At 50.6% G+C, this 26,900-nt stretch carries 25 protein-coding genes and 1 tRNA gene; 15 read left to right on the top strand and 11 right to left on the bottom strand.

Going from position 1 to position 26,900, the window contains the following annotated elements:
• Window positions 1-123 precede the first annotated feature (123 nt).
• Window positions 124-198 (bottom strand) — tRNA-Gly (locus FHS77_RS05415).
• A gap of 314 nt (window positions 199-512) precedes the next feature.
• On the opposite strand from FHS77_RS05415, the gene FHS77_RS05410 reads away from it, so the two are divergent.
• The 7 genes from FHS77_RS05410 to FHS77_RS05380 all read left to right on the top strand — a co-directional run bounded on the left by FHS77_RS05410 (window position 513) and on the right by FHS77_RS05380 (window position 6,112).
• A complete protein-coding gene (locus FHS77_RS05410) occupies window positions 513-1,055 on the top strand; it encodes a prolyl-tRNA synthetase associated domain-containing protein (protein WP_184221083.1) in 543 nt (180 codons plus the stop codon).
• Between the two features lie 9 nt (window positions 1,056-1,064).
• The gene (locus tag FHS77_RS05405) at window positions 1,065-1,364 is read left to right on the top strand and encodes a putative quinol monooxygenase (RefSeq protein ID WP_184221081.1); all 300 of its coding nucleotides are present in this window, start codon (window positions 1,065-1,067) and stop codon (window positions 1,362-1,364) included.
• A gap of 147 nt (window positions 1,365-1,511) precedes the next feature.
• Complete coding sequence (gene trxA, locus FHS77_RS05400; protein ID WP_184221079.1) at window positions 1,512-2,471, top strand: thioredoxin; 960 nt, start codon at window positions 1,512-1,514, stop codon at window positions 2,469-2,471.
• 16 nt (window positions 2,472-2,487) lie between these two features.
• On the top strand, window positions 2,488-3,180 hold the full coding sequence (locus tag FHS77_RS05395; RefSeq protein ID WP_184221077.1) for an LON peptidase substrate-binding domain-containing protein: 693 nt from the start codon (window positions 2,488-2,490) through the stop codon (window positions 3,178-3,180).
• 41 nt (window positions 3,181-3,221) lie between these two features.
• Entirely contained in the window at window positions 3,222-3,413 is a 192-nt protein-coding gene (locus FHS77_RS05390; RefSeq protein WP_184221075.1) for a Trm112 family protein, read from the top strand.
• Window positions 3,414-3,519: 106 nt separating this feature from the next.
• On the top strand, window positions 3,520-4,632 hold the full coding sequence (gene leuB / locus FHS77_RS05385) for a 3-isopropylmalate dehydrogenase (RefSeq protein ID WP_184221073.1): 1,113 nt from the start codon (window positions 3,520-3,522) through the stop codon (window positions 4,630-4,632).
• A gap of 445 nt (window positions 4,633-5,077) precedes the next feature.
• Window positions 5,078-6,112: an aspartate-semialdehyde dehydrogenase gene (locus tag FHS77_RS05380; protein ID WP_184221071.1), complete on the top strand. Its 1,035-nt coding sequence runs from the start codon at window positions 5,078-5,080 to the stop codon at window positions 6,110-6,112.
• 80 nt (window positions 6,113-6,192) lie between these two features.
• Here the strand turns inward: FHS77_RS05380 and FHS77_RS05375 are convergent, their stop codons facing one another.
• Together FHS77_RS05375 and leuD are read right to left on the bottom strand one after the other, a co-directional pair.
• Window positions 6,193-6,615 carry a metallopeptidase family protein gene (locus FHS77_RS05375; RefSeq protein ID WP_184221069.1) on the bottom strand — a complete coding sequence of 141 codons (423 nt, stop codon included), beginning with the start codon at window positions 6,613-6,615 and terminating at the stop codon, window positions 6,193-6,195.
• Window positions 6,616-6,642: 27 nt separating this feature from the next.
• Entirely contained in the window at window positions 6,643-7,248 is a 606-nt protein-coding gene (gene leuD, locus FHS77_RS05370; RefSeq protein WP_184221067.1) for a 3-isopropylmalate dehydratase small subunit, read from the bottom strand.
• A gap of 145 nt (window positions 7,249-7,393) precedes the next feature.
• Here leuD and FHS77_RS05365 point away from each other — a divergent pair, with 145 nt between their 5' ends.
• A complete protein-coding gene (locus FHS77_RS05365) occupies window positions 7,394-8,263 on the top strand; it encodes an HpcH/HpaI aldolase/citrate lyase family protein (protein WP_374786206.1) in 870 nt (289 codons plus the stop codon).
• 81 nt (window positions 8,264-8,344) lie between these two features.
• Entirely contained in the window at window positions 8,345-8,551 is a 207-nt protein-coding gene (locus tag FHS77_RS05360; protein WP_184221065.1) for a DUF1737 domain-containing protein, read from the top strand.
• A 41-nt stretch (window positions 8,552-8,592) separates the two neighbouring features.
• Here the strand turns inward: FHS77_RS05360 and FHS77_RS05355 are convergent, their stop codons facing one another.
• Window positions 8,593-10,680 (bottom strand): M3 family metallopeptidase, encoded by a 2,088-nt coding sequence (locus tag FHS77_RS05355; RefSeq protein WP_184221063.1) that lies wholly within the window; start codon window positions 10,678-10,680, stop codon window positions 8,593-8,595.
• Window positions 10,681-10,806: 126 nt separating this feature from the next.
• Between FHS77_RS05355 and FHS77_RS05350 the strand changes: the two genes are divergently transcribed.
• The 4 genes from FHS77_RS05350 to typA all read left to right on the top strand — a co-directional run bounded on the left by FHS77_RS05350 (window position 10,807) and on the right by typA (window position 16,274).
• Window positions 10,807-11,259, top strand: coding sequence for a MarR family winged helix-turn-helix transcriptional regulator (locus FHS77_RS05350; RefSeq protein ID WP_184221055.1), 453 nt, complete (start codon window positions 10,807-10,809; stop codon window positions 11,257-11,259).
• A gap of 127 nt (window positions 11,260-11,386) precedes the next feature.
• On the top strand, window positions 11,387-12,577 hold the full coding sequence (locus tag FHS77_RS05345) for a multidrug effflux MFS transporter (RefSeq protein WP_184221267.1): 1,191 nt from the start codon (window positions 11,387-11,389) through the stop codon (window positions 12,575-12,577).
• A gap of 269 nt (window positions 12,578-12,846) precedes the next feature.
• The gene (gene mgtE, locus FHS77_RS05340) at window positions 12,847-14,226 is read left to right on the top strand and encodes a magnesium transporter (RefSeq protein WP_184221053.1); all 1,380 of its coding nucleotides are present in this window, start codon (window positions 12,847-12,849) and stop codon (window positions 14,224-14,226) included.
• A 224-nt stretch (window positions 14,227-14,450) separates the two neighbouring features.
• Window positions 14,451-16,274: a translational GTPase TypA gene (gene typA / locus FHS77_RS05335; protein ID WP_184221051.1), complete on the top strand. Its 1,824-nt coding sequence runs from the start codon at window positions 14,451-14,453 to the stop codon at window positions 16,272-16,274.
• 73 nt (window positions 16,275-16,347) lie between these two features.
• Here the strand turns inward: typA and FHS77_RS05330 are convergent, their stop codons facing one another.
• From FHS77_RS05330 to FHS77_RS05310, 5 genes are all read right to left on the bottom strand, one after another.
• The gene (locus tag FHS77_RS05330; RefSeq protein ID WP_184221049.1) at window positions 16,348-17,292 is read right to left on the bottom strand and encodes an ABC transporter permease; all 945 of its coding nucleotides are present in this window, start codon (window positions 17,290-17,292) and stop codon (window positions 16,348-16,350) included.
• Window positions 17,289-18,332 carry an ABC transporter permease gene (locus FHS77_RS05325; RefSeq protein WP_184221047.1) on the bottom strand — a complete coding sequence of 348 codons (1,044 nt, stop codon included), beginning with the start codon at window positions 18,330-18,332 and terminating at the stop codon, window positions 17,289-17,291. The genes FHS77_RS05330 and FHS77_RS05325 overlap by 4 nt, the downstream gene beginning before the upstream one ends.
• Window positions 18,332-19,885: an ABC transporter ATP-binding protein gene (locus tag FHS77_RS05320; RefSeq protein WP_184221045.1), complete on the bottom strand. Its 1,554-nt coding sequence runs from the start codon at window positions 19,883-19,885 to the stop codon at window positions 18,332-18,334. The genes FHS77_RS05325 and FHS77_RS05320 overlap by 1 nt, the downstream gene beginning before the upstream one ends.
• Before the next feature lie 114 nt (window positions 19,886-19,999).
• Window positions 20,000-20,989 carry a BMP family protein gene (locus FHS77_RS05315; RefSeq protein ID WP_184221043.1) on the bottom strand — a complete coding sequence of 330 codons (990 nt, stop codon included), beginning with the start codon at window positions 20,987-20,989 and terminating at the stop codon, window positions 20,000-20,002.
• A gap of 178 nt (window positions 20,990-21,167) precedes the next feature.
• Window positions 21,168-22,466 (bottom strand): amidohydrolase family protein, encoded by a 1,299-nt coding sequence (locus FHS77_RS05310; protein ID WP_184221041.1) that lies wholly within the window; start codon window positions 22,464-22,466, stop codon window positions 21,168-21,170.
• A 192-nt stretch (window positions 22,467-22,658) separates the two neighbouring features.
• Between FHS77_RS05310 and FHS77_RS05305 the strand changes: the two genes are divergently transcribed.
• Entirely contained in the window at window positions 22,659-23,243 is a 585-nt protein-coding gene (locus FHS77_RS05305; protein WP_184221039.1) for an IMPACT family protein, read from the top strand.
• Here the strand turns inward: FHS77_RS05305 and FHS77_RS05300 are convergent.
• A complete protein-coding gene (locus FHS77_RS05300) occupies window positions 23,240-24,553 on the bottom strand; it encodes an O-antigen ligase family protein (RefSeq protein WP_184221037.1) in 1,314 nt (437 codons plus the stop codon). The two genes, FHS77_RS05305 and FHS77_RS05300, sit on opposite strands and share 4 nt — an antisense overlap.
• A complete protein-coding gene (locus FHS77_RS05295; RefSeq protein ID WP_184221265.1) occupies window positions 24,522-25,514 on the bottom strand; it encodes a glycosyltransferase family 2 protein in 993 nt (330 codons plus the stop codon). The genes FHS77_RS05300 and FHS77_RS05295 overlap by 32 nt, the downstream gene beginning before the upstream one ends.
• A gap of 213 nt (window positions 25,515-25,727) precedes the next feature.
• On the opposite strand from FHS77_RS05295, the gene FHS77_RS05290 reads away from it, so the two are divergent.
• On the top strand, window positions 25,728-26,891 hold the full coding sequence (locus FHS77_RS05290; protein ID WP_184221263.1) for a glycosyltransferase: 1,164 nt from the start codon (window positions 25,728-25,730) through the stop codon (window positions 26,889-26,891).
• The last annotated feature ends 9 nt before the right edge of the window (window positions 26,892-26,900 follow it).

The raw sequence follows: 26,900 nt of genomic DNA, 5'->3' as shown, positions 1-26,900 counted from the left end.
GTTTAGGGAAAACAAAGCCTTAAAAGAAAATGCCAAAAACGCCGTAAAGGCGCGTGATCTCTCACTCCTGATTATCAGGAGATGTATGTTTTTAATTTTAAGGGAAGGGATGCCTTTAAGAACTGGAGCGGGCGAAGGGATTCGAACCCTCGACCCCAACCTTGGCAAGGTTGTGCTCTACCCCTGAGCTACACCCGCTCGCGCCAGTTCTTAAACATCAGGCATGGGCGGTGTATGCCGTAACCTTTGACCGAATGCAACAGCAAAAATGAGTGGCTTTGCATTTTATTGCAGTTTTTTGCGTTACGCCGCTCTTTTTCGGGCTTTGGCAGGGGCATCCTGTTGATAAGTGCAGGTTGAAACAGTGTTTTTTGGCGTTCAGTGCTTTGAGAAGGGCAAAAATGGCAGGCAGAAATATGATTCTATCTGTCTCCCTTGGCTTGTTCATGTGAGTGACTGCTATAAGATTGAATTGAAAATGGAATCGTTGAAGCGAATATGAGTTGAAGACAATGCAAAAGCCGTTGGATCCTGCCGGACTTTTTGAATATCTGGATGAATTGGGTGTCAAACACACAACCATTACTCATCCGCCTTTATTTACGGTGGCAGAATCGCAAGCCTATCGGTTGGAATCAAACGGCGCGCATACCAAAAACCTCTTTGTTAAAGACAAGAAGGGTAAAATCTTTCTGCTGACTGTTGGTGATAATGCGGTTGTAGATTTGAAGCAGGTGCATCATCTGATTGGAGCGAGCGGTCGGGTGTCTTTTTGCAAGGCCGAACTCTTGATGGAACTTTTAGGCGTTATTCCGGGCTCTGTTACTGTGCTTGGTGCGGTCAATGACCGTGGCATTCAGGTGCAGGTGGTGCTGGATGAGGCACTGATGCATAATGACATTATCAATGCACATCCGCTGACCAATGAAGCAACCACATCTATTAGCCGCGAAGATTTAATGGTGTTTTTGCGTGCAACCGGCCATGAGCCACTGATTGTGAAGCTGTCGGCTGATGAGGCCGATATGAGCTCAACTACTGCACAAGAAGCATAAGGGGGTGCAATGTTACTGATCGTTGGCACTGTCCGCCTGCCTGCGGAAAATTTAACAGCCGCACGGGAAGTCATGGCTTCCATGATTGAGGCCAGTCGTGCGGAGGACGGATGTCTTGGCTATTCTTATGCCGAAGATGTGTTGGAGCCGGGGCTTATTCATGTGAAAGAGCTTTGGCGAGATCAGGCGGCACTGGATCGCCATTTTGAGACGACGCATATTGCAACATGGCGGGAATCGTGGCCGCGACTTGGTATTCATGGCCGCGATCTGACCGTTTATGATGTGGGTGAGGGGCGCAAAACCTGAACCGCGTAATTTGCGTGGATTAATGATTTGAACGGGGTGGAGGAGGCGCATTCTCTTGAAAATGCGTATAAAAACCCCATCTGATATTAATATATAAAGACCGGCTTTTTAATTAACTGCCGAGGATAATGCCAAAAGGGATGCGGGATGAGCAATCAGGACAATCCATACGCCGTCAGCGGCAATCAAATGAACGCGAGTGTGAGTTTTGGTACTGATCATGCTCCGGCTGCCGGTGGGCTGATTAAAGACACAACGACTGCGACTTTTCAGGCTGATGTGATTGCCGAATCGCGCAAGCAGCCGGTGCTGGTGGATTTCTGGGCGCCATGGTGCGGGCCTTGTAAACAATTGACGCCAGTGATCGAGGGTGCCGTTAAAAAAGCGGCTGGTGCGGTCAAACTGGTTAAAATGAATATTGATGATCATCCGAACATTGCCGGTCAGTTAGGCATTCAGTCTATTCCGGCGGTGATTGCATTTGTCGATGGTCAGCCGGTTGATGGTTTTATGGGTGCGCAGCCCGAATCAAAAATCGATGAGTTTATCGCGAAAATCAGTGGCCCAAGCCCGCAGGAAACCGCTTTGGCTGAGGCTTTGGCGATGGCTGAAACTTTGCGCGGTGAAGGTGATTTTGCCCAGAGTGCGCAGGTTTACTCGGCGATTTTACAACAAATGCCGGATAATCTTGCAGCGCTTGCCGGTCTTGCCACTTGCATGGTGGAGGCGGGCGAGCTTGATAAAGCACGTGAGATTTTAGCCGCTATTCCGGAAGATCAGCAGAATGATCCGGCGGTTGAAATGGTATTGAAGCGCATTGAGCTGGCCGAGCAGGTGGCAACACTGGGCGACCCGGAACAGTTAAAAGCGCGCTTAGCGGTTGATCCGAATGATCATCAGGCGCGTTTTGATCTGGCAAAAATTTATGATGCGCAAGGTTTGCGTGATGCGGCAGCTGATGAATTGCTGGCAATCATGAAAGCCGACCGTGAATGGGAAGATGACGGCGCACGCAAACAATTGGTGCAGTTCTTTGAGCTTTGGGGCGTGATGGATAAAGCCACTTTGGCCGCTCGCCGCAAATTGTCATCTTTATTGTTTAAGTAAGCAGGAGTTTTGTACGATGCAGGCGGGAAATATCCATTACCGCAGTGGTGATGACTTGCCGGAATCTGTGCCGGTGTTTCCGCTTCAGGGTGCATTATTATTGCCGGGCGGACAGGTGCCGCTCAATATATTTGAGCCGCGTTATCTGGCGATGGTCGATGAAGCGATGGCGTCAAACCGCATCATTGGCCTCATTCAGCCGGATCTGGCGGAAAAGCCTGCCGAACCGGGGCAGGAGCTCGACGAAAACTACCGGCCGAATTTAAGTTCTGTCGGCTGTTTGGGGCGCATCACCAGCTATTCTGAAACAGGCGATGGCCGTGTGCTGATTACATTGCACGGCATTTGCCGCTTTCGGATGGTGGAAGAGCTGAACGTCAAAAAGCCTTATCGCACATGCAAGATCGTGCCTTTCCTCAACGATCTGAGCGATCCGGCTGATGTTGATGATGTGGATCGTGAAGCATTGCTGGCGGCATTCCGCGCCTATCTCGAAGCGAACAATCTGGAAGCAGATTGGGAGGGTATTGCGCGGGCTGATAATGCTATGCTGGTCAATGCCTTGTCGATCATGTCTCCCTTTGGGGCGGCGGAAAAACAAGCTTTGCTGGAAGCGCCTGATTTGAAAACGCGTGCTGCAACATTGATTGCAATTACGGAAATGATCTTGGCGCGTGAGCAGGATGATTTTGATAAGCGCCTGCAATAGACAAGATTAAATTAGCTATTCCTAAATAATAGGGTGTATTGATGGACAAGACGCAAAGTCAGGGAGAAGTAGACATCAGCTTGCTGGAGCTGTTGGTGTGTCCTTTAACCAAAACTGCTTTGCGTTTTGACCGTGAGAACAATGAGTTGATCTCACAAAAAGCCAAATTAGCTTATCCGGTGCGCGATGGCGTGCCGATTATGCTGCCTTCTGAGGCTCGCATTATTGAATGAGTGGCAAATAGTGCTGCTTTCAGGCTATAGATTGTGTTGCCTGTTTGCTCAACGCTCTTTATAACGCTTGAGAGTTAATATCTGCTGCAAATGAAGGCTTGGCATTATGGCATCTAGAAAACTTCTTCTCCTGCCCGGTGACGGCATTGGCCCTGAGGCAATGGCGGAAGTCCGTAAGATTATTGATTTTCTGAATTCTGATTTGAAACTTGGCTTTGAAACCGAAGAAGGTCTCGTTGGCGGTAGCGCTTATGATGCCCATGGTCAGGCTCTTTCTGATGCAGATATGGAAAAAGCGCTGGCAGCTGATGCTGTGCTTTTTGGTGCCGTTGGCGGCCCGAAATGGGATGCGGTTCCTTATGAAGTGCGTCCGGAAGCTGGTCTTCTGCGCTTGCGTAAGGAAATGGAGCTCTACGCAAATCTGCGACCTGCCATTTGCTATCCGGCACTTGCCCATTCCTCATCCCTGAAGCCTGAAGTGATCGAAGGTCTCGATATTCTGATCATGCGTGAGCTGACCGGTGGTGTTTATTTCGGTGAGCCGAAAGAAATCATCGATCTCGGCAATGGTCAGAAGCGCGGTATCGATACGCAGGTTTATGATACCTACGAAATCGAACGTATTGCTGATATTGCTTTCGAACTGGCGCGCACCCGTCGCGGTAAAGTCACTTCGATGGAAAAACGCAATGTGATGAAGTCCGGCGTTCTTTGGAATCAGGTTGTGACTGCACGTCACAAAGAAAAACACGCAGACATTCAGCTTGAGCATATGCTGGCTGATGCTGGTGGTATGCAGCTCGTTCGCTGGCCGAAGCAGTTTGACGTCATCCTCACCGACAACCTGTTTGGTGATATGCTGTCAGACGTAGCTGCCATGCTGACCGGCTCGCTCGGCATGCTGCCGTCTGCGTCGCTTGGTGCAACCGATCCGAAGACCGGCAGCCGTAAGGCGCTTTATGAGCCGGTACATGGTTCGGCACCGGATATTGCAGGCCAGGGCATTGCTAACCCGATTGCGATGATTGCGTCGCTGGCTATGTGCCTGCGTTACTCTTTCGGCCTGATTGCTGAAGCTGATCGTCTGGAAGCTGCTATTTCCGGCGTTCTGGATGATGGCATCCGCACCGGTGACATCTGGTCAGAAGGCAACAAAAAAGTTGGCACTGCTGAAATGGGCGATGCAATTTTGGCTAAGTTCAAAGCGCTGTCAGCTTAATTTGAACGTGCATCCTGAAAAGTGTGAAGCGGTTTTCAGATAAGATGCACGTAATAATGAGCTTTTTTGCTTATCGAAAACGCCGCCGGTTTACTTGGCGGCGTTTTTTTATACCGTTGTTTCAGAATTTTTTGATCTGCTGAAAGCCTGCCAATTGACTCTTGCGTGAAACAGCTTAAAAGCGCATGTGGACAAGGAGAACTCGCGTGATACGGGTTGATGCAACATTATCAGTTTCGATGAAAGCTGCCGGTGATTTCACCGGAGATGTTTGCATGTCTTCTACCTCTATAAAACCTATGGCTACCGTGTTGAAAACGACCATTAAAACGGTCTGATTTCCCTTGGCCTGCTCGCCCTCTCCCGGGTCTGGTCCGGGGGCAGAGGTTTCCGCGTGAAGTGTGGAAAATCTGGTTCTGGAAGCGGAGAGGGACAGGAGATAATAATGGGATTTAAAGTTGCAGTTGTTGGCGCTACAGGCAATGTCGGGCGCGAAATGCTCAACATTCTTGAAGAACGCGGCTTTCCGGCAGATGAAGTGGTTGCACTTGCATCGCGTCGCAGTGTGGGTACAGAAGTTGCTTATGGCGATCGCACCCTCAAGGCCAAAGCGCTGGATGATTATGATTTCTCCGACACCGATATCTGCCTGATGTCAGCTGGCGGCAATGTTTCCAAGGAATGGTCACCAAAGATCGGCGCGCAGGGCTGCGTTGTCATCGATAATTCCTCTGCATTCCGTTATGACAGCAATGTGCCGCTTATCGTGCCGGAAGTGAACCCTGATGCGGTTGACGACTTCAGAAAGCGCAATATCATTGCCAATCCGAACTGCTCGACAGCTCAGCTCGTACTGGTTTTGAAGCCGCTTCATGACGCAGCTAAAATCAAGCGCGTTGTTGTTGCCACTTATCAGTCCGTATCGGGTGCTGGTAAAGAGGGCATGGATGAGCTGTTCACCCAGTCCCGCGCTGTTTTTGTGGCCGATCCTGTCACCAACAAAACCTTCACCAAGCGTATTGCCTTCAACGTTATTCCGCATATCGACGAATTTATGGAAGACGGCTACACGAAGGAAGAGTGGAAGGTCACGGCTGAAACCAAGAAGATGATTGATCCGAAGATCAAGCTCACTGCAACTGCTGTGCGCGTTCCGGTTTTCATCGGTCACTCGGAAGCCGTAAACATTGAATTTGAAAACGAACTTTCCGCTGAACAGGCCACTGAAATCCTGCGCAATGCGCCAGGTGTTCAGGTGATCGACAAGCGTGAAGCGGGCGGTTACATCACCCCTTATGAAGCAGCCGGTGAAGATGCCACTTTTGTCAGCCGTATCCGTGAAGATATCACGATTGAAAACGGCCTGTCCTTGTGGGTTGTTGCGGATAACTTACGTAAAGGTGCAGCGCTCAACACTGTGCAGATTGCAGAACTGCTGATCGCCCGTGATCTGATCACGCCAAAGGCGCAGCAGGCTTAAATTTTAAGCTTATTGCTACCCTTATTAAAATGCCGCCTGATGATTATCAGGCGGCATTTTTTAATTGTATGAAACGCTTATTAATGTGCGTCTTCCAGCGACAGCATGGCATCATCATCAAGGCCAAAATGGTGGCCAATTTCATGAATAAGCACATGGGTGATAATCTCATGCAATGTTTCTTCGTGCTCACACCAATAATCAAGAATGGCACGGCGAAACAGGGTCATACGATTGGGGCGCTGATTGTCTGTTTGCAAGCTAAAGCGTTCGCCCAAACCTGCACCTTCAAAAAGGCCGAGCAGGTCAAAAGGCGTATCGAGACCTAAATCTTCAATGATGGAATCGTCGGGAAAATCAGCGACATGAAGGGTCATGTCGGGGCACAGCTCGCGGAACTCCTGCGGCAGATGTGCATAAGCCTGATGTGTCAGTGATTCGATTTCGGTTAAATTGGGCGCCAGTCGCGACGCCCATATTCCAGTTTGATCAGATCGGGGCATAGCGTCAGCCAGCCCCGCAGCATTTTTTTAGGCCCACGGACGCAGCTCTGCATTCTTGACTTCAAACGTATCAATGCTTGTTGCTTTTTCCATGGTCAGGCCGATATCGTCCAGACCATTGAGCAGGCAATGACGTTTAAAATCATCCAGTTCGAAGTGAATTGTGCCGCCGTCAGGGCCTGAAATGGTCTTCTCTTCCAGATCGATGGTCAGCGTAGCATTGGAGCCGCGCTCAGCGTCATCCATCAGCATTTCGAGCTGTTCTGGTGTCACTTTGATTGGCAAAATACCGTTTTTGAAGCAGTTATTGTAGAAAATATCTGCAAAAGAGGTGGAAATGACGCATTTGATGCCGAAATCAAGCAGAGCCCAAGGCGCATGTTCACGCGAGGAGCCGCAGCCGAAATTATCGCCTGCAACCAAAATCTGGGCATTGCGGTAACCGGCTTTATTGAGAACGAAATCAGGATTTTCACTGCCGTCTTCATTGAAGCGCATTTCAGCAAAAAGACCTTTGCTCAGACCTGTGCGCTTGATTGTCTTCAGGTAATCCTTCGGAATAATCATGTCCGTGTCGATGTTGATGATCGGCAGTGGAGCTGCGACGCCGGTGAGCTTGGTAAATTTATCCATGGCCATAACCTGTCGGTTGGTAATTTCATTGTTGAAAGAGGGTTTACACCAGCTATTCACAGAGTCAACTTATGCGTGCTGATGATGTGCAATCTGACGCAGTTAAAAATCGCATTTTACTGGGATTGAAGAGGGGGGCGCAAAGATGTCCATGAAAAACGTGACACGGCCGCGTCGTTCGGTTTTGTTTGTTCCGGCTGCCAATGCGCGCGCGCTGGAAAAGTCGCTTGAGCTTGGTGCCGATGCAATCATCTATGATCTGGAGGATTCTGTCGCTGATGAAGTGAAAGCTGCATCGCGTGAAGCGCTGGCTGCGCATTTGAGCGCTCACCAGCATGTGCCTTTTGAGCGGATTGTGCGCATCAATACATTGGACAGTGCCTTTGGCGATGATGATGTGAAAATGGCGGCAGAGGCAGGCATTGATGCCGTGCTGGTGCCAAAGCTTGAGCGCCCGCAAGATGTGATTGATGTGGCGCGTAAACTTGACAGGGCGGACGCGCCGGAAAACTGCCGCATCTGGGCGATGATTGAAACCCCGCGCGGTATTCTCAATGCGGATGAAATTGCACAATTGGGCAGCCGTTCATCGGCACGTTTGAGTGCTTTTGTGGTGGGCCCCAATGATATTGCCCGTGAAAGCGGTATCCGCACATTGCCTGGCCGTCCTTATCTGGTGCCTTGGCTGATGCAGATTATTCTGGCAGCCAAAGCCGGTGGTTTGGAAGTGATGGACGGCGTCTATAATGATTTTAAAAATGTTCAAGGCTTTGAAGCAGAATGCGTGCAGGGCGCCTCGATGGGCTTTGACGGTAAAACCTTAATTCATCCAAATCAAATTGCCGGTGCCAATCGTGGTTTTTCTCCAAGTGAAGATGAGGTTGCGCACGCAAAAGCAGTGGTGGAGCTCTTCACGCAGCCAGAAAATATGAGTAAAGGCGTGGTGTCTTTAAATGGTCAGATGATCGAGCGTTTGCATTTGCATATGGCGGAACGTGTTTTGGCAAAGATTTGATATCTTTATTTAAAACTGGTGTAACTGCTTAAGCTCGGCATAAGATTTGCGCTTTATGGCGGTTTGTGAAGGAGAAATATTATGAAGCTTTATCGTTTTATCACGGGTCCGGATGATTCAGCATTTTGTCATCGCGTGACAGCAGCCTTGAACAAGGGCTGGGAACTTGCCGGTTCGCCAGCCTACACATTCAATGCTGCAACCGGCGTTCTGCATTGCGGCCAGCCGGTAACCAAGGAAGTGGAAGGCGTTGAATATACGCCAGACATCAAACTTGGCGAATATTGATTGTTAAAAAAAAGGCCGGTCACTGACCGGCCTTTTTATTGTTATTTATTCAAACCGCGATTGGCGATCATCGCCTCAGGGCTTGGCATTTTACCGCGGAATTTTTTATACAATTCTTCCGGATCAGCACTGCCGCCAGCGGCGTAAATATATTTCTTCAAATTGGCTGCCAGCTCCGGATTAAACGGATCGCCGCTTTCTTCAAAAGCTGCAAAAGCGTCGGCATCAAGCACTTCCGACCACATATAGGAATAATAGCCTGCCGAATAACCATCGCCTGAAAACACATGGGTGAAATGCGGGGTGCGGTGACGCATGATGATGGCATCCGGCATGGAAAGCTTTGCCAGTGTTTGTTTCTCAAATTCAATCGGGTCGTCAATTTTCGTCGGGCTGGTATGGAAGGCCATATCAACCAGTGCAGAAGCGGTAAATTCTACCGTTTGGAAACCCGCATTGAAGGTTTGCGCTGCCAGCACCTTGTCGAGAAGCGCCTTTGGCAGCGCTTCACCGGTGCGATAATGCACGGCATATTTTTCTAAAATTTCCGGCACAGTCAGCCAATGTTCGTAAAGCTGTGATGGTAATTCGACAAAATCGCGCGACACCGAGGTTCCGGCAACGGCTGGCCAAGTCACATCGGTTAAAAGCCCGTGCAGAGCATGGCCGAATTCGTGGAAAAGCGTGCGCGCATCATCAAGTGACAGCAAGGCCGGTTCACTTTCAGCCGGTTTGGCAAAGTTCATCACATTATAGATGATTGGCTGCTGGCCGCCATCAAGCTTGTGCGCAGATTGCAGAGCGCTCATCCATGCGCCGGAACGCTTTGATGTACGGGCAAAATAATCAGCTAAAAACAGGCCGCGGCGGCTGCCATCGGCATTGAAGACTTCAAAGACACGCACATCAGGATGCCATGTTTTAATGCCCTTTTTCTCTTCGAAACGAATGCCGAAAAGACGTGTGGCTACATCAAATGAAGCTTGGATGATCTTGTCCAGTTGCAGATAAGGTTTAAGCTCTGCTTCATCGAAGGCGAATTTTTCAGCACGCACTTGTTCTGCGTAAAAACGCCAATCCCAAGGTGCAACTTTATGATTACCGCCTTGTTTGATAATGAGATCGGTCAGTTCAGCTTCTTCTTCCGCTGCTTTGGCGCGAGCTTTTTCCCAGACCGGCTCCAGCAAATTCATCACCGCATCTGGTGATTTTGCCATTGTGTCATCAAGCTTGAAGGCAGCAAAATTATCATAGCCGAGCAGTTTGGCTTTGCGCTCACGCAATTTCAGCATTTGAGCAACGATTGCCTGATTGTCATTGGCGTCGTTATTCTGGCCGCGATGCGCCCAGGCGGTAAAAGCCTGTTCACGCAAATTACGGTTTTGCGAGAAGGTCAGAAATGGCTCGATGATGGAACGCGACAGTGTCACTGCCCACGCGTCTGCGCGGCCACGTTCTTCCGCGGCATTGCGCATGGCATTGCGCAAGAAATCCGGCAGACCGGCGAGATCATTTTCGCTGTCGAGATAAAGCGCCCATTGCGATTCATCTTTCAAAACATGCTGGCTGAAGGAAGCACCAAGGCTTGCCAGTTCTTCATTGATGCCTGCCAGTTCCGCTTTGCCGGACTTGTCGAGTTTGGCACCGGAACGCACAAAACCTTTCCAGATTTTTTCCAAAACGCGTAAAGTTTCAGCATCGAGATTGAGTGTGTCACGCTTTTCATAAAGTGCATCCACTTTGGCAAATAATAGCGGATCCATCATGATGCGGGAATAGTGACGCGACATTTTTGGCGCGACATCACGTTCCAGCGCCTGAATAGTATCATTGCTATGCGCACCGGCGCGCATCCAGAAGATAGAAGAAACGCGTTCCAATGCTTTGCCGGAAAGCTGCAAGGCTTTCAGGACATTATCGATTGTCGGCTCTGCCTCATTCGCAACAAGGGCTTCAACTTCATGTAAATCCTGGGCAAAGGCAGCTTCAAAAGCCTGACCGAAATCATCATCGGTAAATGCATTGAAATCCGGCAGACCCAACGCGCCATCCCAATGGGTGAGGGCGTTTTGTGCGGTCTTATTGCCCGGATTGTTTGACGAAGAAGTGGTGGCTTTAGAGTCTGACATGAACGGCTCGCTCCGATGCTGATTGTTTTCATCTGACTTAAGCCTTTATCGGCAGCCTCACAAGGTGACGCTTGACGGAAATGTAAGAAAATAATAAGTGAGCCTTACTATATGGAGGCTCTATGAATGCCGACCCAACGCTATAATCCGAATGCCTTCGGCTTTTTGATCAATGATATTGCCCGTCTTTACCGCGCTGAAATCGACAGACGTATTGCCGATGCTGGGTTGGATTTGACGGCAGCGGAAGCGCGCACACTGATGCACACTGCCCGCCATGCACCTGTGCGCCAAACTGTTTTGGCCGAGCATATGGGCATCGAAGCAATGACAGTTTCAAGCTATCTTGATCGTTTGGAGAAGGCCGGATTGGTGATCCGTGAGGCTGATCCCGTTGACCGGCGCGCCAAACTTGTAGCGCTCACCGATGCCGCAGGGCATGTGCTTGATGTGGTCGATGATATTTCGCACAGCGCCCGTGAATTGGTGACATCGATGATTGGTCAGCGTGAGTGGGACAAACTCATTGGTCAATTGCAGATCATCCGTGAAAACCTAACCCAACGGTTGCGTGGCTGAAACAGCAGGCAGCAGACAGGGCATGAAGATGGATAAGGCTTTGGCGGACACTAGGCAGGCAGTCGAAAAGCAAGACGCTGCGGAACATAAAATTATTCCGGATGAAACCGAAAATGCTGCACCTGTCATGAGTGAGCGTCTGGTCGGCGTGGTTGGTGGTTTTATCGCTGCTATCGGTGCGGTTTCAATGGGGCTTTATACGCCCGCAATGCCGGAGATTGTGCAGGCTTTCGGCACCACTGAAGCGATGGTCAAACTGACATTATCCACCTTCTTTGGCGGTTTTTGTCTGGCACAATTGGTGTGCGGGCCAATGGCAGATGGTTGGGGCCGCAGACCCGTCACCATCGGCTATATGCTGGTTTATCTGATTGCCAGTGTTGCCGCTTTATTATCCAGTAATATTGAAACACTGCTGGTCGCGCGCTTTTTCCAAGGCGTTGGCGCAGCTGTTGGGGTTACTGTTTCGCGTGCCATGGTGCGTGATCTTTTCACCAATGAAGCATCGGCGCGGGTGATGAATCTCATCGGTATTGTCATTGCAGTGGGGCCTGCCGTGTCGCCAACCCTTGGTGGCCTGACCATGCATTATTTCGGCTGGCACGCTATTTTTGTCATTATGGTTCTGCTCGGACTTGCCGTGGTGCTGACAGCTGTTTTTGTCATTCGCGAAACCGGAACGCCGGATCGCACACGTCTTCATATCAAGCCGCTTTTATCTGCTTACGGACGCTTGTTGCGCAGCCGCCATTTCATGTATCCGACTTTGGCGGTGGCTGGAGCCACCGGTGCGCTTTATACAGCCGCAACCATTTTGCCTTTTGTGCTGATGCAGAAAATCGGCTTGAGCCCGACAGAGTTCGGCCTTGGTCTTTTATTGCAGACCAGTTTTTATCTGAGCGGCGGGTTACTGTTTCGGGTGCTGATGGGGCGCTTTGGTGCGCGTGAACTGGCGACGGCCGGCTATGTGATTATTCTGGCTGCAAGTGCGATGATTATCACCATGCTCAGCCTGTTTGAGCCGACCTATCTGCGGGTGATGCTGCCGATGGCTTGCTATGCTTTCGGGATTGCCTTTGTTATGCCGCAAATGACCTCCGCCGGAATGGCGCCTTTTCCGCAAATGGCCGGTTCTGCATCGGCCTTGATGGGCTTTTTTCAGATGAGTGGTGGTCTGGTTGGCGGTTCAGTTGCTGCCACTTTAAGCGATCCGCTTTTTGCAATGGCATTGCTGATCCCGTCATTCGGTGTGCTGGCAATGGGCAGCTATATTTTATGGCGCAGATTACCGCCCTTACCGCCCGTTATTTTGCGCTAAACTGTCATAAGTGCAAAAAAGCCTCACTAAAGCTTAGATGTTGCGGCTTGAAACATTGATGTCTTGACATTAAATGCGACAAAGCCCACACAGCGCGGCGTAGGTAATTTTATTTCGCATTGCCTGCATCAACCAACCGGAGTCTATGCTCTTATGCCCAGCGACAGTCACAGTCGATTGTGCCAGCCGTCAACGGCATCGTGATCTGATCGTTTTTGGTCGGTTTGCACGATCTGCCATTGGCGGCGGATCGACAGAAAGGCAAACCTATGACCGATTTTACACCGGAAGTATTGAACTTGGCTGATTTGCCGGCCGCTGTAATTGTTCAAAAAATCGAAACCATGCGCACTGCTGATGCAGTGGAAGTGGTCAATGAACTTGGATTAGATGATGCTGTGCAAGTTGTATCGCAACTCTCGCAGGATCATGCCGTGCGCCTGCTTGATCAGCCGGAATTAAACGAAGCGGCACCAATTATTGCCATGCTGCCGCCGGCAGTGGCTTCTCTCTTGCTTGATGCGATGTCCGCTGACCGCGCGACAGACGTTTTTCAGGCCTTGGATGAACCGGAACGTAACCATTTATTTCCTCTGCTCGCTCTTGAAACCAAGGTCGCGCTGAAGAAATTGATGGGCTATGCGCCTAACACGGCCGGTAGTCTGATGACGATTGAGTTCATCGCAGTGCCTGCCAATTGGACGGTTGCGCAGACACTGACTTATATTCGTCAGGTTGAGCGCTCCCGCGAGACAGTTTACGCTATCTATGTGGTTGATCCGAACACAAAAGTCTTGCAGCGCGTGGTGACACTGCGCCGCCTGATTATGTGTCAGCCGGATGAACTGATCATCACTGTCAGCCGCGATCAGGATCCGGTGGCGATTTCGCCGCTGACTGACCGTGAAGATCTGGCACAGCTTTTCCGTAAGCACGACTTGCTGGCTGTGCCAGTGGTTGACGAGCAGCGCCATGTTATTGGCATTGTGACCGTGGATGACGTGCTTGACGCGATGACCCACGAAATGAGTGAAGACACCTATAAGTTCGGTGGTATGGAAGCGCTGGATAAGCCTTACATGCAGATCGGCTTTGGCCAGATGCTGAAAAAGCGCGCTGGCTGGCTGGGTGTCCTGTTCTTAAGTGAAATGCTCACCGCCAGTGCGATGCAGCATTATGAAGTTGAGCTGGAAAAAGCGATTGTTCTGACGCTCTTCATCCCGCTGATTATGAGCTCGGGCGGTAACTCAGGTTCGCAGGCAACCTCACTGATCATTCGTGCGCTTGCATTGCAGGATGTGAAACTTCGTGACTGGTGGCGTGTGGCCTTGCGCGAACTGCCTGCCGGTATCGCTCTTGGCAGTTTCTTAGGTCTTATCGGTGTCACCCGTATCGTCAGCTGGCAAATGCTCGGCTTCTATGATTACGGTACTTACTGGTATCTGATTGCTGCGACTGTCGGACTGGCGCTTGTTTGTATCGTCACATTCGGCTCTGTTGTCGGCTCGATGCTACCCTTTATCATGCAAAGGCTGGGCTTTGATCCGGCCAGTGCGTCTGCGCCCTTTGTGGCGACTCTCGTGGACGTAACAGGGCTTGTTATCTATTTCAGTGTCGCGCTCGCGATCCTGTCAGGAACCCTGTTATAGTCTCAACTGGGGCAGAATATTGTAAAATGCATGTCACCTTTAAATTGTATAAAGACATGCATAAAAACAAAAGATTAAAGCAGCTTGCCTGTGTATCTGCTGCTGCAAATTGCTTTAATCTGCGCTGCCCCTTTTAAAAATGCAAAAAAACATGTAAAGAGCGCGTCATTACATGGCCGTGCTCTTTAGTGCCGCCCTAAACCCCATAATAGAAGTGATCTCCTATGGAATTGCGCAATATCGCTATTATCGCACACGTCGATCATGGCAAAACCACGTTGGTGGACGAGCTGCTGAAGCAAGGCGGCTCATTCCGCGACAATCAACGCGTTGCTGAACGTATGATGGACTCCGGCGATATCGAACGCGAACGCGGCATCACCATTCTTGCCAAAGCAACTTCGGTTATTTGGAAAGACACACGCATCAATATCGTCGATACACCGGGCCACGCCGACTTCGGTGGTGAGGTTGAGCGTATCCTGAATATGGTTGATGGTGTTATCGTTCTTGTCGACTCCGCTGAAGGCCCGATGCCACAGACGAAATTCGTCGTTGGTAAGGCGCTTAAAGTTGGTTTGAAGCCAATCGTCGCGATCAACAAAATTGACCGTCCTGATGGCCGTCATGAAGAAGTCGTCGACGAAGTTTTCGATCTGTTTGCAGCATTGGATGCAACCGACGAACAGCTCGACTTCCCGATCCTTTATGGTTCAGGCCGTAACGGCTGGATGGCTGCAAATCCGGAAGGCCCTAAAGATCAGGGTCTGGCACCATTGTTTGACCTCGTGCTGCAGCACGTTCCTGCGCCTAAGGTTCAGGAAGGTCCGTTCCGCATGATCGGTACCATTCTGGAAGCTGATCCGTTTTTGGGTCGTATCATCACCGGTCGTATTGCTTCCGGTTCGATCAAGCCAAACCAGAGCGTAAAAGTTCTGGCGCAGGACGGTACAGTTCTGGAAAACGGCCGCGCCTCCCGCGTGCTGGCATTCCGTGGTATTGAACGTCAGCCGGTTGAAGAAGCATTTGCAGGCGATATCGTCGCGATTGCCGGTCTTTCAAAAGGTACTGTTGCAGACACATTCTGCGATCCGTCCATTTCGGAAGCCTTGCAGGCTCAGCCGATTGATCCGCCAACCGTGACCATGTCCTTCATCGTCAATGACAGCCCGCTGGCTGGTACGGAAGGTGACAAAGTTACCAGCCGTATGATCCGCGACCGCTTGATGAAAGAAGCTGAAGGCAGTGTTGCTTTGAGCATCGAAGAATCCAGCGAAAAGGATTCCTTCTTTGTGTCCGGCCGTGGTGAATTGCAGCTCGCAGTTCTCATCGAAAACATGCGCCGTGAAGGTTTTGAGCTTGGTGTTTCCCGTCCGCGCGTTGTGATGCGCGAAGGCGAAAACGGTGAAAAGCTTGAGCCTATTGAAGAAGTTGTGATCGACGTTGATGAAGAACATTCAGGCGTTGTGGTTCAGAAAATGTCTGAACGCAAAGCTGAAATGGTTGAACTGCGTCCATCCGGTGGTGATCGCGTTCGTCTGGTGTTCCATGCGCCGACCCGCGGCCTGATCGGTTATCAGTCAGAACTTCTGACCGATACACGCGGTACAGCAATCATGAACCGTCTGTTCCATGATTACCAGCCGTATAAGGGCGAAATCGAAGGCCGCAGCAATGGTGTTCTGATCTCCAACGATCAGGGTGAAGCTGTTGCTTACGCACTCTTCAACCTTGAAGATCGTGGCCCGATGATCATTGATGCAGGTGCAAAAGTTTATGCCGGTATGCTGATCGGTATTCACTCCCGCGACAACGATCTGGAAGTGAACGTATTGAAGGGCAAGAAGCTCACCAACGTTCGTGCATCCGGTAAGGATGAAGCTGTGAAGCTGACACCGCCGATCCGCATGACTTTGGAACGCGCTCTGTCGTGGATTCAGGATGATGAATTGGTGGAAGTTACTCCAAAATCAATTCGTCTGCGTAAGCTCTACCTCGATTCAAACGAGCGTAAGCGCTTTGAAAAGAGCCGCTCAGGCGGTAACTGATCAAAAGAATAACTATAAAAACGGCGCCTCAAAAGGGCGCCGTTTTTGTTTGTTCAATTTTTATCGATTGTACTTATCTTTCGCCGCGGCGATAAGGCTGCATCAAGGCTTGCGGCACACGGGCACGACGTGCCATCACAACAAGCGCTACAATCGACATGATGTAAGGGATCATCAGAAACAACTGATAAGGGATCATCTTGCCATAGACGGTCTGCAAACGCAGCTGAAACGCATCAAAGAGCGCAAACAGCAAAGCGCCGACAAGCGCGCGTACGGGCTTCCATGAGGCAAAGACCACCAATGCGATGCACACCCAGCCTCGTCCCTGCATCATGGTCGGGAAAAAGCTGTTGAACGCGGAAAGTGTCAGAAATGCACCGCCCACAGCCATCAGCGCACTGCCGAACATGATCGAGAAAATACGCACACGGATCGGGTTGATACCTTGTGCCTCGGCTGCATGCGGGTTTTCACCGGTCATGCGGATGGCAAGGCCTAAGGGCGTATGGAACAGCACATAAGCCAGCAACAGCGCCAGTGGAATGGCAATATAGGTGAGGGCTGTTTGCACGGCAAAAACTTCACCCAAAAACGGAATGTCTTTCAGGATAGGCAATTGCAGCGGCTGAAACGGCGTGACCGATGGCGGGCTTGAAGACACCGGCACCAGCAAGCGGAACAGAAAATAGCTTAAGCTTGAGGCAAAAAGCGTAATGCCAAGGCCAACCACATGTTGGGAAAGACCAAGAGGCACAGTGAGTGCTGCGTGAAGCAGGCCGAATAGGGCACCGCAAAGGGCTGCTACCAGCACGCCTGTCCAAAGGTCGGCCCCATTGAAAACGGCGAGCCAGCCAATCATCGCGCCAAAGGTCATAATACCTTCAATTCCGAGATTGAGCACGCCGGAGCGTTCGCAGAAAAGCGCGCCCAATGTGCCGAAAATCAAGGGTGTGGCGATACGCAGGACAGAAGCCCATAGACCGGCGGAAACGAGGATGTCGAAAATTTCCGTCATCGTGTGATCCTGTACTGAGTGAAGAAAAGGGCGACCAGCATGGTCAGCAGTGAAAGTGCAACCGTCACATCGGCAATGAAGCTTGGAATGCCGATGGCGCGGCTCATGCCGTCAGCACCGACAAACATCGCGGCGGCAAAAAGGGCGGCAAAGATTGCGCCAATCGGATTAAGATTGGCAAGCATCGCGACGATAATACCGGAATAGCCAAAGCCGGGTGACAAATCGGTGGTAACATAGCCTTTGACGCCCATCACCTGAATGGCACCGGCAAGACCTGCCAGACCACCGGAGATGCAGGCAACTTTAATCAGTGTTTTAGCTAAAGGCACACCGGCAAAAACGGCCGCTGCCGGATTAAGACCAGCTGCTTTTGATTCAAGTCCGAAGACAGTGCGCTTTTGTACATAAGCGATGATGACAGTCAAGGCGATGGCAATCAAAAGCCCGACATGCAGGCGCATACCAGTCATGATGCGGGGCAGCATGGCATTGCTTGGCACCGGTTCTGATTGCGGCCAGCCAAAGGCCATCGGATCTTTCATCGGTCCTTCAATCATCATCGAGACAATCAGCACGGCGACGAAGTTTAAAAGAAGTGTGGTGACCACTTCATCAACGCCGAAACGCAGGCGCAAACCTAACGGCACCAGCAGCCAGACCATACCGGCAACGGCTCCGGCAATCAGCAAAAGCGGAATGAAAATTGCTGATGGCAGGCTCAATTGCGAGCCGACAGCAACCGCCAGCAGAGCACCCATATAAAACTGGCCTTCAGCGCCGATATTCCACAATTTGGAGCGGAAAGCGACAGCCGCCGCAAGGCCGGTTAAAATCAGCGGTGTGGTGCGGGTCAGTGTTTCGGAGATCGACAATTTACTGCCGAAAGCGCCAATGGCGATCTGGCGGAAGGATTCCAGCACCGGCGCACCGGCGGCCGCAATCAGCAGGCCTGCCAGAATAAAAGCTGAAATAACGGCCAGAAGCGGTGCAGTGGCAACCAGCAGCATCGGCCTTTGTTCACGACGTTCGATGCGCATCAGTTGAGCCCTTCATGTGTTTTTAAGTTCGTGCCGCCCTCAGCTGCCGCGCTCCACTCTCCGGCCATCATCAGCCCCAGTTTTTGTGCGTCTGCTTCATTGGTATCAAGGGCAGGCGAGAGGCGGCCTTTGACAATGGCCTGTACGCGGTCGGCAAGGCTTAGGGTTTCGTCCAGATCTTCGGAAATCAGCAACACACCGGCGCCAGCGCGGCGCGCATCCAGAATGCGGGCATGAACGGCGGCAACTGCGCCTTCATCAAGGCCGCGCGTTGGCTGTGCAGCGATCAGAATGCGCGGTGTGCGCTCCAGATTGCGGCCTAAAATCAGCTTTTGCATATTGCCGCCTGAAAGCAGGCGGATGCGGGTGTCGGGTGTGCCGCCGCGCACATCAAAACCATCAATAATGGTTTGCGCGAAACGGCGTGCTTCTTGCGCTTTGACGAGGCCGGCTTTGGAAAATTCCGGCTCATGCAGGCGCTCAAGTACGGCATTTTCCCAAATCGTCAGATCGCCAACCGCACCTTCACTATTGCGGTCTTCAGGGATACGGCCAAGGCCAAGGGAGACAAAACGGCGCGGATCGTAGATTTCAACGATATTGCCGAACATTGAAAAGACGCCGCCTGATGGTTTGACAAGGCCGGAGACGAGGCGGCCAAGGGTGGCTTGTCCATTGCCAGAAACGCCGATAATGCCTAGAGTTTCACCGGCACGAAGCTCAAAATTGATCTGATCGAGGCGGGTGATTTTATTTTCCACAACGCTCAAATCTTTGGCCGAAAGCACCACTTCCTTCGGTGTTGCAGCATCGCGCACCGGGCGTGCCACACGCCGCCCGACCATCAGTTCGGCCAGTTCCGCCTTTGATGTGTCTTGCACATTGCGCTCTGCCACCAGCTTGCCGCCGCGCAGAACAACGATGCGATCAGCGGCTGACATCACCTCATGCAATTTATGCGAGATGAAAATCAGCGACAGGCCTTGGCGCGCCATTTCTTTTAATGTCGCAAAAAGCGTTTCAGCTTCCTGAGTGGTTAAAACCGCGGTTGGCTCATCCAGAATGAGAATATCAGCATCATTATAAAGCGCTTTTAAAATCTCAACGCGCTGTTGTTCACCCACTGACAAATCGCCAAGGCGTGCATCGGGATCAACAATCAGGCCGAAACGGGTGGCGATCGAATTGATCTTGGCGCGCGCGGTTGTGGTGTCGGAGCGCAACCGGAACAGGCTTTGCGTGCCGGTCATGATGTTTTCTAAAACGGTGAGATTGGGCGCGAGGGTAAAATGCTGATGCACCATGCCGACACCGGCATTGATGGCAGCACGCGTGCGCCCTAACGGCAGCGCCTCACCTTTGATGAAAACACGTCCCTCATCCGGCACATAATGGCCGAAGAGAATATTCATCAATGTGGTTTTACCGGCACCATTTTCACCCAAAAATGCCAGAACCTCACCTTTGCCCAAGTGCAGCGACACATTATCATTGGCGGTCAGCGTGCCGAAGCGTTTGGTGATGTTTTCGAGTTGCAGGACAGGTGTGTTCATGCGTGCAGCCTCGTGCTTTGCAAGACCGGCGGGTTAAGGCCGGATTGTGCTGAAAAATCTGCTCTGCACGGATGTTGCCGTGCAGAGTTTTAATGGAAGTCTAAGCGCTATTGCTTACTTAGGCTCGTCCGCATTGAGCTTGAGCTCAAACGTACCGGCTTTGATTTCGGCGCGGCGCGCTTCCATCTTTTCTTCAGCCGAAACAGGGGCTACGCCTTTGACATATTCAATATCATTGCCGCCTTCTTTCATCATCGAATAAGGCGTGTAGTCCTTGCCGGTCTGCTTGCCTGCCTGCACGTCAGCAACGGCTGCTGCGAGGATCGGGCCATAATTCCAGACGGAATTGGCAAAGACAGTGTCAGGATAGCGCTCGGTATAGCTTGTGAGCGAACCAATGGCTTTGATGTCACGCTCTTTGGCGGCATCTGCTGTGCCGATGCGCTCGCCAAACAGAATGTCTGCGCCGCCATCAATCTGTGCCAGACCTGCTTCCCGTGCCTTTGGCGGATCAAAGAAGGTGCCCATGAAGGTGACGAGGAATTTTGCATCAGGGCGGGTTTCTTTTACGCCATCCTGAAACGCATTGATGAGCATGTTAATTTCAGGAATTGGCACCGCGCCAACGGAGCCGAAAATGCCCGACTTGCTCATTTCACCAGCCAGCATACCGGCCAGATAAGCGCCTTCAAAATTCCATGTGCCGACAACGCCGAAATTTTCGCCCTGCGGCTGGCCGGAAGAGCCCATGACAAAGTTTGTCTGCGGGTAATCAGCGGCCACTTCGCGTGCTTCACGCTCAACAGCATAGGATTCACCGACAATCAGCTTGATGCCTTGTTCGGCATATTCGCGCATGGCGCGCGGGTAATCACTCGCCGAAATACCCTCAGAAAAGATATATTCGATTTTGCCGTCTTTATCGGCCTGAAGCAATGCTTCATGCACGCGTGAGTTCCATGCATTTTCAACGGGTGAAGCGTGGAGACCGGCCACTTTGAGCTTTTCTTGCGCCATTGCAAAAGGTGAGACACAAACGCTGGCAGCTAAAGCCGCTGTTAATGTCAAAAGACTGCGACGGTTGAATTTCGGGAAACTGGACATAAAAACCCCCTCTGGTTTGTGCTTGACACAAAAACGCGCTTCGAGATCAGAATAAAAATTGGTGCAGATGTGCAGGACGAAGCCAGAATGTGTCAAGGTGATGGTTGCCGTCTTTTGCAGCAATCCACCACTCTATCATCCCTGAAATCGCGCGACTTTCAAGCTTTTTATCGTTTGGTCAAGACTTGCGCGGTGCGTAAGAAGCAGCATTGACGGTTGCAGGGCGGCCATCAAGCTTCAGATTGGTAATACGCGGAGCGGTTTCTGCCAGAATTTTGCCGCGACGAACAACGGTCAGGCGGTTGGCTTTAAGGCGCAGGGCTTCCAATGTATCGCGTGCTTGCAAGACAACGAAATCTGCATTGCAACCTTTAGCAAGGCCGTAATCTTTCAGGCCCAAAGTCTTGGCCGAATTAACAGTGATAGCATCAAAGATTTGTTTCTTGCCTTCGATGGAGGTCATCTGCGCCACATGCAGCGCCATATGGCCAACTTCCAGCATATCGCCTGAACCCATCGAATACCAAGGATCCATCACGCAATCATGGCCGAAAGAAACATTGATGCCAGCGGCCATCAGTTCAGGCACACGGGTCATGCCGCGACGCTTCGGATAGGTGTCGGCACGGCCTTGCAGTGTGATGTTGATCAGCGGGTTCGGAATGGCATTCATCTGCGCTTCCGCCATCAGCGGAATGAGCTTCGATACATAATAATTATCCATCGAATGCATTGAGGTCAGATGCGAGCCGGAAACGCGTCCCTGCAAGCCAAAACGCATGGTTTCAGCAGCCAGTGTTTCCACATGGCGCGACATCGGATCATCACTCTCATCACAATGGATATCAACCGGCAGGCCACGTTCCGCTGCAATGCGGCAAAGGGCTTCGAGCGATGCAGCGCCATCTGCCATGGTGCGTTCAAAATGCGGGATGCCGCCCACAACATCAAGACCCATATCAAGCGAACGATTAACAAGATCAACCGCACCTGGTGAGCGATAGTAACCATCCTGCGGGAAGGCGACCAGTTGCAGATCGATATAAGGCGCTACTTTTTCGCGCACTTCGATCATTGCTTCGGCGGTTAATAAACGCGGATCACTCACATCCACATGGCTGCGGATGGCAAGAAGCCCTTGGCTGACGGCCAGATCGCAATAGCGCAATGCACGTTCCACCATGGCTTCGCGGGTCAGCATCGGCTTCAATTCGCCCCATAGCGCAATGCCTTCCAGCAAGGTGCCGGAGGTATTCATGCGCGGCAGGCCGAGCGATAAAGTGGCATCCATATGGAAATGCGGATCAACAAATGGCGGGGTCACCAGCTGGTCTTGAGCATCAATTTCTTGCGCTGCCTTGGCGTCCGCGGCTTCATGGGATGGTAATATATCGGCAATCTTGCCGTCTTTAACCAATATATCCTGCTTTTCACGACCATCGGGAAGATTGGCATTTCTGACGATCAGATCAAACATGGATATACCTCTTTTGTGATAAATTGCTGCGTGGCATTGCGGTCCGGCGGATTATGGACAATATGCTAGGCAGGGGCTGACGAAAGTTTTAATCGATTTACAGAGTAAATTCACTGCGGGCAATCAGACTTTGTTAAAACTTGCCCGCTCATTCAATTGATTATCGGGTTTTTTACAAAAAATACAAAGCATATGTTCACCATCACGCGCTTAGAGACATTTGAACAGGATATTAAGAAGAGCCGCTTTCTGGCGGTGGCTGCTCCCGTTGCCAATGAAGAAGAGGCAAAAGCTTTCTTGCAAGAGCATTCCCATGCCGGCGCCAACCATAATTGCTGGGCATGGCGGATGGGGCAGAATTATCGTTTCAATGATGATGGTGAGCCAAGCGGCACTGCGGGTAAACCGATTTTACAGGCTATAGACGGGCTTGAGCTTGATAATGTCGTGGTGGTGGTGACCCGCTGGTTTGGCGGTATTTTGCTTGGCAGCGGCGGATTGATCCGTGCTTATGGCGGCACGGCTGCTTTATGTTTAAGGGCTGCTGATAAGCAGGAAGTGATCCCGCAACGTTTGGTGACTATTCGCTGCGGCTTTTCCGATCATGCCTTGTTGAAAGCACGGCTTGGCAGTGTTCAACACGCGCAATTGCGCGATGAAAGCTTTTTAAGTGATGGCGTGGAGATGCATTATGCGCTGCCGGAAAGCCAAACCGGTAGATTGCTGGAAATGGTGCGTGATCTGACCCGCGGACAGGCGGTGATCAAAGAGGATTAAGGATCGCGCTTTGCGATCTTAACCCGTGCACACAGCCGCAAGCCAAAAGTTGCCAGCATCAGGATAAGCCATGCCGGATCAATGTGTCTGAAAAAGAAGCTTTCCAGATGGGCGCTGAGCGTACAGAAAAACACGACCATCAGAAAGAAATCCGCGAGCAGAATATTCTCGCGTGTTTGTTTACAATGCAAATAATCAAACAGTGGCAAAATGATTAAAACCATGACAGCACAAATCAATGCCGGAATACCCATCGTCATGGCAATATCGAGATAACCATTATGGCCATGAACAATCGGGCGCACATCCCATCCAAGGTAATAGGGGTTGGCTGCATCAACACTGATTGGTGAACTCCAGAAGCTTTCAAAGCCAAAGCCTGTCCAAGGGCGCAGCGACAGTTTTTCTATCGCAAAAGCCCAGATAGATGTGCGGCCTGTAAATGTCGCATCAATTGGTGTGGATTCCATGAAATCACGCAGCGGCTTGAATAAAATTGTGCCGATAGTGAACAGGCCTAAAACAATATGAGTAGTGAGAGTTGTAAGGAAGGTGAGCCAGCGCCAGCCAAGAAGGGCTGGAAAAATAATCACGATTACGGCAAGCGGAATAAGGGCTACCGTGGTTTTGGAGCCGGTTTGCGAAACGAAAATGGTGGCTGCAATCATGAGGATGAAACCACGCATAACCATGCCGCGACGCATCAGATAAATGCCGGCAAAAGCAAAGGCCGCCATAACAGGCCCGGCGATATTCTTGTGCACAAAGACGCCGCGCCACAGATAAGAATTTGCAGGCTCAACGGTATCATAACCGTGCGTTGCCAAGTCAGGAACAATAACGACCCCGACAAAGGATAGTGCAAGCACTAATCCTGCAACGATTGTAATGGTTTTGGAAAAGCCATCGGCATCTTGCAATAATCCGGCAATAGAAAACATGCAGACCATGCCGATCAGTGTGAAAATAACTGTGCGGATTGTGGCCATTGGATCGGGTGCAATAAATGCCGACATCAGCAAAAAGCCGCACATCAATAGCCATCCCGGACTTAATAATGCGCGTAAATAATGTGGCTTCGCTAATGTAAACAAGCAGATAACGGCTATCACACCTAAGGCGCTGAAGCCTAGCTGATTAACAATGTCGCCGCCTGCCTGCGCTTCAAAACGGCCCTGAAACGGGCGGAAGGAAATCAGCAGTATTGAGAATATAACTGTGCTGACCGCAGCAGCGATATTGCGAGGGGAATATCGGGAGGCGGATTGCAACCGCAGCTCAGTTTTTTTCCGGATTGCGATATTGTTCATGATTATATCCGAAATGAGCAGCAACCCGGCCAAGGCCGACGTGAATATAATAAAGCCCGACTGTGACTGATTTAGACTGCATGGTTTTGATCAAGGCTTTAAATGGTGAAACGCCCAGAATAGCAATGCTTTTCAGGAAGATTTTGACATTTGACAGAGGCTCTTGTCTGCGTTTGCGTTTTTCAATTCGCGTGGAAAGCATGCCATTGCGTAAACCGCGATCTCTGATCCAGTCACCTTCCAGACGGCGGGAAGGGATTGTTTCAAAGACCTGTGCTTCTGCCGACCATGCGGTAGTAAAACCTGCGACAAGGCTGCGGCTGATAAAGTCGGAATCGCCGCCACCGGTAAAATTAAACGTTAAATCAAGAAACGGAAACGGCATTTTATCCAGCACCTTGCGCGAAACCAGCAAATTGCCGGAGGAATAAAGCACCGGAACTTTGCCGCTGGCATAATAGGGCGGTGAAAAAACCGGATGTTTTGCCCAGTAGTTCAGGCTTTCTTGTTCAAAAACAGGAACTTGCGGCCCGCCGACAAAATCAGTCTGATAGTGTTCTTTGGCCTGACACATGGTTTCGAGCCAGTCGGGGCTTGCCACTTCATCATCATCAATAACAATGAGTTGCTGAAAATTGGGAAAATGATGCAAAGCCATCAGCCATGCCGCATTATAAGCATTACAATTACCGCGCGCACTTTCCACAATGATCATGCCTTTGCATTCATTGTTTAAAAATAGCGGGGCAGCTGCAATCGCGCCTTCCTGCGCTTCGGCTTCATTTTCAACCAATATGATAGCAAAATTACGTTTCGTAATTTGCGTGCTCAATGAGTGTAAAGTTTTTAGAACATGATCCGGACGACGAAATGTCGGCAGTGTGATAACCGTATCCACAAGTGCGTAGTCAAAACCGGGAGTGGTTGCATAGATGCTGATATGTTCCGGTATTGCTGGCAACATTTGACTCGAACCCTTCCATGCCGGTGGCAAAAGACCGGAATGGCTCCGGTATGATGTCTTTAGCTGTTTGATAGCCTGAAAACTATTGCGATCTTGTTTATTTCTGCAATCTTTTTAAATCATTATATAAATCAAGCCTGTCTTTAAGTAAGTCTTTATGAAAAAGACGCTATGATTAACGTGACATATTTTGATTTAGGCGGGAAAAGAGTGCAGCCATTGCGATTGTTATTCATCACCTCTCTGGTGCCAAACTATGGTAGCACGACCGGTTATGAAGTGGCGAATGCCGCCATTATCAATGGCTTTTTGCGCTCCGGTGCCGATGTTAAAGTTTTAGGCTTTAACTGGCCGGGGCGAGTGCCTTCAATGCCGGATGAGACAATCCTGTTGGGCGAAGTGGATGTTCGCACCCAAGATGCCGGTTTCAAACAAAAGATAAAATGGATTTTGAAAGCCGTTCGCACCGGCTTGACGGTTTCATCGGTCAAATTACGTGTGGTTTCAGATCAGGCTTTCCAAAAGGCGATTGAATCAGCCGGAGAGTTTGATGCTTATGTGCTTAATGGCGTGGCGTTGGCTGGTGCTTTTGAAGCACATTTTAAAGACAAACCGTCGATTTTTGTCGCGCATAATGTTGAACACCGCTCGGCAGCAGAAAATGCGGATGCGGTTAATGATATCGTTCAGAAGATTTTGTTCAAACGCGAAGCCCGATTATTGGCAAAACTGGAAAAGCGTTTATGTGATCAGGCTGAGTTTGTGTTCACTCTAGCAGATGAAGATGGGGGGATGCTGGGGCTTCCACCTTCAAAGTTTGCCACTTTGCCGCTGGTGACAACTGCCCTGCCACCCGAACCTGTTTCGCGTAAATTACAGTATGATCTGGCATTGATCGGCACATGGACATGGCAGCCAAACCGTATCGGGCTTGAGTGGTTTTTGAACGAAGTAAAACCATTGCTCCCTGAGGATATGAAAATTGCAGTTGCCGGTAGCACGCCCTCGGATTTAATTGATGCCTGGCCGGATGTCGAGTTTTTAGGACGTGTGCCGGATGCCGTTGCATTTGTTGAAAGTGCCGCGGTTGTGCCGCTTGTCAGTGTGGCAGGTACGGGTGTGCAGCTTAAAACTATTGAAACATTTGAACTTGGTATGCCTTGTGTGGCAACATATCATTCGGTACGTGGTATTTCTAAAATTCCTGAGAATTGCATTCTTGCAGACGAACCGGTCGCATTTGCTGCTGCTTTAACCGAAAAGGTAGAGCGCGCAAGGCAGGGGGAGCGCGGCCGGCTTGATGGTAAAGCATTTTATCAACAGCAATTGGATGGTATGGATCGGGCAATCAAACAAGGCTTGGCAGTATTGTGAGCGGAGAGA

The sequence above is a fragment of the Paenochrobactrum gallinarii genome (assembly GCF_014205685.1).
Classification (GTDB): Bacteria; Pseudomonadota; Alphaproteobacteria; order Rhizobiales; family Rhizobiaceae; genus Paenochrobactrum; species Paenochrobactrum gallinarii.
The sequence above is the reverse complement of the archived record's forward strand: the minus strand, read 5'-3'. Positions and strand labels throughout refer to the sequence as shown.